9 protein-coding genes are annotated in these 8,381 nt (G+C 71.3%); 3 read left to right on the top strand and 6 right to left on the bottom strand.

Going from position 1 to position 8,381, the window contains the following annotated elements; translation table 11 throughout:
* From K6I33_RS27320 to pdhA, 6 genes are all read right to left on the bottom strand, one after another.
* The coding region (locus tag K6I33_RS27320) for a nitrate/nitrite transporter (RefSeq protein WP_229357197.1) at positions 1–568 on the bottom strand (568 nt) is incomplete at its 3' end.
* 56 nt (positions 569–624) lie between these two features.
* Positions 625–1,287 (bottom strand): GntR family transcriptional regulator, encoded by a 663-nt coding sequence (locus tag K6I33_RS27315; protein ID WP_229357193.1) that lies wholly within the window; start codon positions 1,285–1,287, stop codon positions 625–627.
* Between the two features lie 98 nt (positions 1,288–1,385).
* Entirely contained in the window at positions 1,386–2,204 is an 819-nt protein-coding gene (locus tag K6I33_RS27310) for a helix-turn-helix transcriptional regulator (RefSeq protein WP_229357196.1), read from the bottom strand.
* A 308-nt stretch (positions 2,205–2,512) separates the two neighbouring features.
* The gene (locus K6I33_RS27305; protein ID WP_229357195.1) at positions 2,513–4,012 is read right to left on the bottom strand and encodes a dihydrolipoamide acetyltransferase family protein; all 1,500 of its coding nucleotides are present in this window, start codon (positions 4,010–4,012) and stop codon (positions 2,513–2,515) included.
* Positions 4,013–4,033: 21 nt separating this feature from the next.
* Positions 4,034–5,014: an alpha-ketoacid dehydrogenase subunit beta gene (locus tag K6I33_RS27300; RefSeq protein WP_229357192.1), complete on the bottom strand. Its 981-nt coding sequence runs from the start codon at positions 5,012–5,014 to the stop codon at positions 4,034–4,036.
* A gap of 2 nt (positions 5,015–5,016) precedes the next feature.
* On the bottom strand, positions 5,017–6,162 hold the full coding sequence (gene pdhA, locus K6I33_RS27295; RefSeq protein ID WP_229357191.1) for a pyruvate dehydrogenase (acetyl-transferring) E1 component subunit alpha: 1,146 nt from the start codon (positions 6,160–6,162) through the stop codon (positions 5,017–5,019).
* 363 nt (positions 6,163–6,525) lie between these two features.
* On the opposite strand from pdhA, the gene K6I33_RS27290 reads away from it, so the two are divergent.
* The 3 genes from K6I33_RS27290 to K6I33_RS27280 form a co-directional block, all read left to right on the top strand.
* Entirely contained in the window at positions 6,526–7,185 is a 660-nt protein-coding gene (locus K6I33_RS27290; protein WP_229357194.1) for a response regulator transcription factor, read from the top strand.
* A 100-nt stretch (positions 7,186–7,285) separates the two neighbouring features.
* Positions 7,286–7,735 carry a pyridoxamine 5'-phosphate oxidase family protein gene (locus K6I33_RS27285; RefSeq protein WP_229357190.1) on the top strand — a complete coding sequence of 150 codons (450 nt, stop codon included), beginning with the start codon at positions 7,286–7,288 and terminating at the stop codon, positions 7,733–7,735.
* Between the two features lie 15 nt (positions 7,736–7,750).
* The coding region (locus K6I33_RS27280; protein ID WP_229357189.1) for a phosphotransferase at positions 7,751–8,381 on the top strand (631 nt) is incomplete at its 3' end.

Genomic DNA, 8,381 nt, shown 5'->3' with positions numbered 1-8,381 from the left:
GGCCGGGGGCGGGCTCGTACCCCTCGGGGTGGTCCTTGAGGAAGAGCAGGAGCAGGGCGAGGGCCACCGGACCGGCGGCCGCGCTGGCCACGAAGGCCGGGGTCCAGCCGATGTCGTGGAGCAGCCGGGACAGGACGACGGTCGAGACGAGGTTGCCGCCCATCCCGATGAGCGCCGCGACCTGCGCGATCATCGGGCCCCGGCGGGCGGGGAACCAGCGGGCGCCCAGCCGCAGCACGCTGATGAAGGTCATGGCGTCGCCGCAGCCCAGCAGGGCCCGGCAGGCGAGCGCCGCGCCGTAGGAGTGGGCGAAGGCGAAGCCGAACTGGCCGGTGGTGAAGAGCACCGCGCCCAGGGCGAGGACCTTCCTGGTGCCCATCCGGTCGACCATCAGGCCGACGGGTATCTGCATGCCCGCGTAGACGAGCAGTTGGAGTATGGAGAACGTCGACAGCGCCGAGGCGCCGACGTGGAAGCGGCCGGCGGCGTCGATGCCGGCGACGCCGAGGCTGGTGCGGAAGACGATCGCGACGAAGTAGACGGTGACGCCGACGCCCCAGACGACCATGGCCCGGCGGCCACCGGGTGGGTCGCCGGGCAGTCCTGGGGCACCGCCGCCGGCGCTCACCGGATCTCCCCGCGGGCCAGGTTGCGCACCCAGCTGACGTGCCGGTGGACGATCTCCGTCGCCGCCCCGGTGTCCCCGGAGCGCAGGGCGGCGAGGATCTCGGTGTGCTCGGCGATGTTCTTGGCGATCCGGTCGGGGTGGGCGTGCATCACGGCCACGCCCATCCGCAGCTGCCGGTCGCGCAGTTGCTCGTAGAGGTCCGAGAGGATGCGGTTGCCGGCGCTGCGCACGATCTCCGCGTGGAAGGCGCGGTCGCTGCGGGAGACGGCGTCCAGATCACCCGCCGCGGCCTGCTCCCGCATGTCGTCCACCAGCGCCTCCAGCCGGGCGATCAGCGCCGGCGGGGCCGGTACGGCCTTGCCCGCCGCGTACTTCTCGACCAGCAGCCGGGTCTCCACCACATCCGCGATCTCCTGTGCGGACACGGCCAGCACGAGCGCCCCCTTCTTCGGGTAGAGCTTGAGCAGCCCCTCGCCCTCCAGTCGCAGCAGCGCCTCGCGCACCGGGGTCCGGGAGACCCCGACGGCCTGCGCCAGATCGCCTTCGGTGAGGAGCGTGCCGCCTTCGTAACGCCGTTGCAGTACGGCTTCCTTCACATGCGCGTAGACACGGTCGGCGGCGGCGGGACGTCTGCTCTGGACAGTGGGGGCGCTCGGCATGCGCACAGCATAGATACAACACAGATGCGTGATGAGGCCCTGTCCGCGATATGGACGATCGTCCGTCTAGGCGCCGGCTCCGGCGCACCGGCGAAACGTCACCTCTGGACGCCCGCCCAGCCGTCCGCCGGAGTGATGAAGACGAAGCGCAGATCCGTGCGCTGTATCGGCAGCAGCACATGGCTGGTCACGTGCACCTCGGCATGCCCGTGGTACGGCAGGCGCAGCCGGAAGACATGGCCGTCGCGGTGCTCGACCACGTCGTACTCCTCGGCCCAGATACGGCGGCAGTCGGCGTCGGAGTCGAGGATCTCCTGGACGAGGGCGCGCAGTTCGGCGTTGCCGGGGTCGCTGTTGGCGGCGACGCGGAGCATGGCGAGGTAGACGCGGGCGCAGGAGTCCTCCCAGTCGAGCATCTGCTCGCGGGCCTCGGGTTCGAGGAGCGCCCAGCGCATCAGATTGGGACGGGGGCGCAGGACCCAGGGGAACCACTGGCCCATCAGTGCGTTGGCGGCGACGACGTTCCAGGCGTCGTCGGAGAGGTAGGCGGGGTAGGAGACCTGCTGGTGGAGGAGGGCCTGGACGCCCTGGGGGAGGTCCGAGCGGTCGCGTCCGGCCTCGGGCGGGCGGCGGCCGGAGACGGCCAGGAAGAGGGTGAGGGTCTCCGCCTCGCTGAGCCGGAGGGCCTCGGCGACCCTCAGCAGAAACCTTTCGGAGAAGTCCTGGCGGCGACCGGCCTCCAGCGCGCGGTACCAGCCCTCGCTGACGCCGGTCATCCGCGCGACATGCGCCTGCGAAAGCCGACGCCCCGGTCTGGGAAAAACCCCGCGCAGCTCGGGAACCGTCCGCGCGTCGACACGCCCCCGCCAGGCCCGGAGCAGACGGCTGATGGATTCACCGTCGTCCGCGCGGTCCACCGCGGCCTTCAAAGCGGCCTCCAAATCCGACAGTGCAAGTGTCGGTCAATCTTAAGTAAATTGCCCAGCACGGGCCATTCCACCCTCTGTCAGGGTGATGCCCCGAGGCCGCTCCGCACACGGGCAGAGGGCCCGGACACCACGCTCTCTCCTCACTGGAGGGGGGTGAGGAGCGAGCGTCCGGGCCCTCTGTCCTGTACGCGACATGTCAGCCGTTCGCCCGTTTTACGGACCGCCGAGCCGGTTTTATATGGCCCATGCACGGATCGGTACGGTCCCCGGAACGGAAAGCTCCGGGGACGGTCCCGTCACGCCCAGGTGATCAGCCGCTTGGGGTCCTCCAGGACGGCGGCGACGTCCGCGAGGAAGCGGGAGCCGAGCTCGCCGTCGATCAGGCGGTGGTCGAAGGAGAGCGCCAGCGTGGTGACGTGACGCGGCTTGACCTTGCCCTTGTGGACCCACGGCTGGAGCTTGATCGCGCCGACGGCCAGGATCGCGGACTCGCCCGGGTTGAGAATGGGCGTGCCCGTGTCGACACCGAAGACACCCACGTTGGTGATGGTGACGGTGCCGCCGGACATCTCCGCCGGGGACGTCTTCCCTTCGCGCGCGGTGGCCACGAGCTCGGACAGCGAACGCGAGAGCTCCGGGAGCGTCTTTTCCTGCGCGTCCTTGATGTTCGGCACGATCAGCCCGCGCGGCGTCGCCGCCGCGATGCCCAGGTTGACGTAGTGCTTGAGGACGATCTCCTGGTTCTCCTCGTCCCAGGCCGCGTTGACGTCCGGGTTGCGCCTGACCGCCACGAGCAGGGCCTTGGCGACGAGCAGCAGCGGGTTGACGCGCAGCCCGGCCATGTCCGGGTCGTCCTTGAGCTTCTGGACGAGCTTCATCGTGCGGGTGACGTCGACGGTGACGAACTCCGTGACGTGCGGCGCGGTGAAGGCGCTGGCGACCATCGCCTGGGCGGTGACCTTGCGGACGCCCTTGACGGGGATCCGGGTCTCCCGTGCCCCGCTCACGACGGGCACGGCGACGGGGGCCACGGCCTCGGCGGCCGGCGGTGCGACGACCTGGGTCGCGGCCTGGGTCGCGGCGTGGACGTCCTCCCGGGTGACGACCCCGCCGGGACCGGTCGGCACGACCGTGGCCAGGTCGACGCCGAGGTCCTTGGCGAGCTTGCGCACCGGAGGTTTGGCCAGCGGACGAGCACCAACGGGCGCAGCGGGCGCGCCGGGAGCCGGGGCGGGCTCCGGAGCGGGAGCCGGGACGGCGGGCGCGGCCGGGGCGGCCGTGTGCCCGTTGAGCTCGGCCTGGATCGCGGCGGCGACCGCCGTGCGCGGCGCGGCCGGGCCGGTGCCCTCGGCCGGGACGCCGGCGTGCGGCCCCGCCGTGCCCGTCGCGGCGGCGGACGCCTTGCGCGGGCGGCGCTTGGTCGAGGACGGCGCGGCGCCGTAGCCGACCAGCACGGCCTGGCGGCCCTGCTGCTCCGGCTCGGGCTCCTCGGTGGCGGCCGGAGCCGCCGCCGGGGCCTCCTCCGCGGGCCCCGCGCCGGGCTGGGTGTCCACCGAGATGATCACCTGGCCGACGTCCACCGTCGTGCCCTCGCCGAAGCGCAGCTCGTGCACCACGCCGTCGAAGGGGATCGGCAGCTCGACGGCCGCCTTGGCGGTCTCGACCTCGCAGACCACCTGTCCGTCGGTGACCGTGTCGCCGACGTTCACGTACCACTTGAGGATCTCGGCCTCGGTCAGTCCCTCGCCGACGTCCGGCATCTTGAACTCACGGAAGCGCTGGGTGTTAGCAGTCATCGTCACGACTCTTCCTCGTCCCTAGTACGCCAGCGCGCGGTCGACGGAGTCGAGCACACGGTCCAGGCCCGGCAGGTACTCGTCCTCCAGCCGGGACGGCGGGTAGGGGGCGTGGTAGCCACCGACCCGCAGGACGGGGGCCTCCAGGTGGTAGAAGCAGCGCTCGGTGATCCGGGCGGCGATCTCGGCGCCCGAGCCGAAGAAGACCGGCGCCTCATGGACGACGACCAGCCGGCGGGTCTTCTCCACCGAGCGCTGGATCGCGTCGAAGTCGATGGGCGAGACCGACCGGAGGTCCACGACCTCCAGCGACTTGCCCTCCTCGGCGGCCGCGGCGGCGGCCTCCAGACACGTCTTGACCATCGGGCCGTAGGCCACCAGCGTCAGGTCCGTGCCCTCGCGCACCGTGCGCGCGGCGTGCAGCGGACCGGGGATCGCGGCCGTGTCGACCTCGGCGCGGTCGTGGTAGCGCCGCTTGGGCTCGAAGTAGATGACCGGGTCGTCGCTCTGGATGGCCTGCTGCATCATCCAGTAGGCGTCGGCGGAGTTCGACGGCGTCACGATCTTCAGACCGGCCACGTGCGCGAACAGCGCCTCCGGCGACTCGCTGTGGTGCTCCACCGCGCCGATCGCGCCGCCGTAGGGGATGCGGATGACGACGGGCAGCTTGACCTTGCCGAGCGCGCGGGCGTGCATCTTCGCCAGCTGCGTGACGATCTGGTCGTACGCCGGGAAGACGAAACCGTCGAACTGGATCTCCACGACCGGCCGGTAGCCGCGCAGCGCCAGGCCGATCGCGGTGCCGACGATGCCGGACTCCGCCAGCGGCGTGTCGATGACGCGGTCCTCGCCGAAGTCCTTCTGGAGACCGTCGGTGACACGGAAGACGCCGCCGAGCTTGCCGACGTCCTCACCCATGATCAGGACCTTGGGGTCGGTCTCCAGGGCGGTCCGCAGGGAGGCGTTGATCGCCTTGGCGATCGTGAGCTTCTCGACGCTCATGGCTAGTTGGTCTCCTCTGCGAACGAAGCCTGGTACGCGGCGAACTGGGCGCGCTCCTCGTCGACCAGCGCGTGGCCGTCGGCGTAGGTGTGCTCGAACATCGCCATGTGGTCGGGGTCGGGCATGGCGCGCACGGTGTCGCGGACCCGCTTGGCGAGCGCGTCGCTCTCGCTCTCCAGCGCGGCGAAGAACTCCTCGTCGGCGAGGCCCTCGCGCTCCAGGTGGGCGCGCAGGCGCAGGATCGGGTCCTTCGCCTCCCACAGCTCCCGCTCCTCGTCGCGGCGGTAGCGGGTGGGGTCGTCGGAGGTGGTGTGGGCGCCCATGCGGTAGGTGAACGCCTCGATCAGCATCGGGCCCTCGCCGGTGCGGGCGCGGTCCAGGGCGGCCTTGGTGACGGCCAGGACGGCCAGCACGTCATTGCCGTCGACCCGGACGCCGGGGAAGCCGTAGCCCTGGGCGCGCTGGTAGAGCGGGACGCGGGTCTGCTTCTCGGTGGGCTCGGAGATGGCCCACTGGTTGTTCTGGCAGAAGAAGACCACCGGCGCGTTGTAGACGGCGGCGAAGGTGAAGGCCTCGGCCACGTCGCCCTGGCTGGAGGCGCCGTCGCCGAAGTAGGCGATCACGGCGGAGTCCGCGCCGTCCTTGGCGATGCCCATGGCGTAGCCGGTGGCGTGGAGCGCCTGGGAGCCGATGACGATCGTGTAGAGGTGGAAGTTGTTCTCGTTGGGGTCCCAGCCGCCGTGGTTCACGCCGCGGAACATCCCCAGCAGGTTCGTGGGGTCGACCCCGCGGCACCAGGCGACGCCGTGCTCGCGGTAGGTCGGGAAGACGTAGTCGTCGTCGCGGGTGGCCCGGCCGGAGCCGATCTGCGCGGCCTCCTGGCCCAGCAGCGAGGCCCACAGGCCCAGTTCGCCCTGCCGCTGAAGAGTCGTCGCCTCGCCGTCGAAGCGGCGGGTCAGCACCATGTCGCGGTACAGGCCCCGCAGTTCCTCGGGCGACAGGTCGATGGAGTAGTCCGGGTGCTCGACCCGCTCGCCTTCCGGCGTCAGCAGCTGTACGAGCTCGGGCTCGCCGGCGGCCTTCTTGGCCCCGGCGCGCTTGGCGCCGCTGCGTCGCGACTTGCGCGCGGCAGTGCTGTCCACGGTCACGTGTGCTCCTCCGTCTGTCCGGCCCCCGGGGTCGCCGGCGGCCAGAGGGGGTCTCCCCGCCGTGAGGCGGGAAGAGGCTCGCTCGATCCCCGACGGCACACGGGGTGGGTGTGCCGAGGCCGGAACCGGGCGTGACAGGTGCCCCGGCGAATGGCCTGCAATATGCACGTTACCCAGTGCGAGGCATTCCTGCGAAACCCCGCCTGACCTGCGATTTTGCTTGGATTTCCAAGTAAATCGAGAAAGCCGGGCCAATGGAGGTGCCAATCCACTGGTCAGCGCCTTGCGAACCGTCGTCGGAACGGGGGCACGTTATCCCGGCGGACAAGGGCGGGGGAAGACTTGACGTGCAAGACTGGCACCGTGCGCGAACAAGGAAAAATCACGGTATTTCTGCTTGACGACCATGAAGTCGTACGTCGCGGCGTCCACGAGATGCTCGCCGGGGAGCCGGACATCGAGGTCGTGGGCGAGGCCGGAACCGCCGCGGACGCGCTGGTGCGCATTCCGGCCACCAGACCGGACGTCGCCGTACTGGACGTTCGTCTTCCGGATGGCAGCGGAGTAGAAGTATGCCGTGAGATCCGTTCGCAGGACGAAAACATCAAATGCCTGATGCTCACCTCGTACGCGGACGACGAGGCGCTCTTCGACGCCATCATGGCGGGCGCGGCGGGCTATGTCCTCAAGGCGATCCGCGGCAATGAACTGCTCTCGGCCGTGCGCGACGTGGCCGCTGGCAAATCCCTGCTGGACCCCGTCGCCACCGCGCGCGTCCTGGAACGGCTGCGCGACGGCAGGAGCTCCCGGGGCGACGACCGGCTCGCCTCCCTCACCGACCAGGAGCGCCGCATCCTCGACCTGATCGGCGAGGGCCTGACCAACCGCGCCATCGGCGAACGGCTGCACCTGGCCGAGAAGACCATCAAGAACTACGTCTCCAGCCTGCTCTCCAAGCTGGGCATGGAACGCCGCTCCCAGGCCGCCGCCTACGTGGCCCGGCTCCAGGCGGAGAAGCGCTAGCCGGCGGCCCGGCCGGCCGCGCGCACGGGACCTAGGTCCCGGCCATCCGGGGCGGGTGGCCCCTACGAGCCCGGGGCGACGGCAGTGCAGAGTGGTGCCCATGCCAACCGCGCCTCACGACGGATACCGGGCGGACGAGTACCGCGCGCTCGAACTGCTCTCCCACACGCCCTACGGCAGGGTCTCGGTGAGCATGCGCGCCCTGCCCTTCGTCACCGTCGCCCGCCACGTCGTCGTCGACGGCAAGGTCCTCATGCGGCTGCACGGCGGCTTCGGCTACGCCCAGGCGTGCGACGGCAGCGTGGTGGCGTACGGCGCCGACAACCTCGCCGACCGCGAGGAGGGCGACGAATCCGTCTGGACCGTGCAGTTCGTCGGCACGGCGCGGATCTTCGTACCCGGCCCGGAGGAGCTCCGGCTCTTCGGCCGCGCCCCGCACTCCGCCGACGACGCGCCCTTCGTCCCCGAATACCTGTGCATAGAACCTCAGTTCATCACCCTCCACCACCTCGAAGGCGTACCCGCGCGACGAGCCGCGCACTCAGCGTGAACTAACATTTGGGGCGTGCCGCGCTCACTTGTCACCGATGCCGATGCCCCAGCCGACACCGGACCCGACACCGGCACCCTGCGCGCCCTGCTGCGCCGCTACGAGAAGGCCGGCGAGCCCGTCGCCTGCGACACGCTGACCGAGGGCCTGCTCAACCGCGGCTACCGGCTCACCACCACGCGCGGCCGCTTCTTCCTCAAGCACCACCTCGACGGCGACCGGGACGCCATCGCCCGCCAGCACGAGGCCACCCGCCGGCTGGGCGCCCTCGGCCTGCCCGTCGCCCCGCCGGTGGCGGGCACCGCCGGCGAGACCGTCGTGGTCCTCGGCGGCCGCTGCTACGCCCTCCACCCCTGGATCGAGGGCCGGCACCGGGACGGCGGCGAGCTCACCGCCACCCAGTCGCGCCGCCTGGGCGCGCTGCTGGGCCGGGTGCACAAAACCCTGGAGGAGGTCATGGAAGGCCCTGAGGGGGCCTTCCAGGGCGCCGGAGCGGCCCGCGACGCGGCGGCCGACCCCGAGGACACCTTCGCCCTGATCGAGGAGCTCCTGGGCCTGGTGCGCCGGGGCCGGGGCGGCCGGCCCCGCGACTCCTTCGACGAGCTGGCCGAGCACCGCCTCGTGGAGCGCCGCGCGCTGCTGGAGC

It is taken from the genome of Streptomyces sp. UNOB3_S3 (genome assembly GCF_020740895.1).
GTDB lineage: Bacteria > Actinomycetota > Actinomycetes > Streptomycetales > Streptomycetaceae > Streptomyces.
Note: the sequence above shows the minus strand (reverse complement) of the source record. Positions and strands in the feature narration are given on the sequence as shown.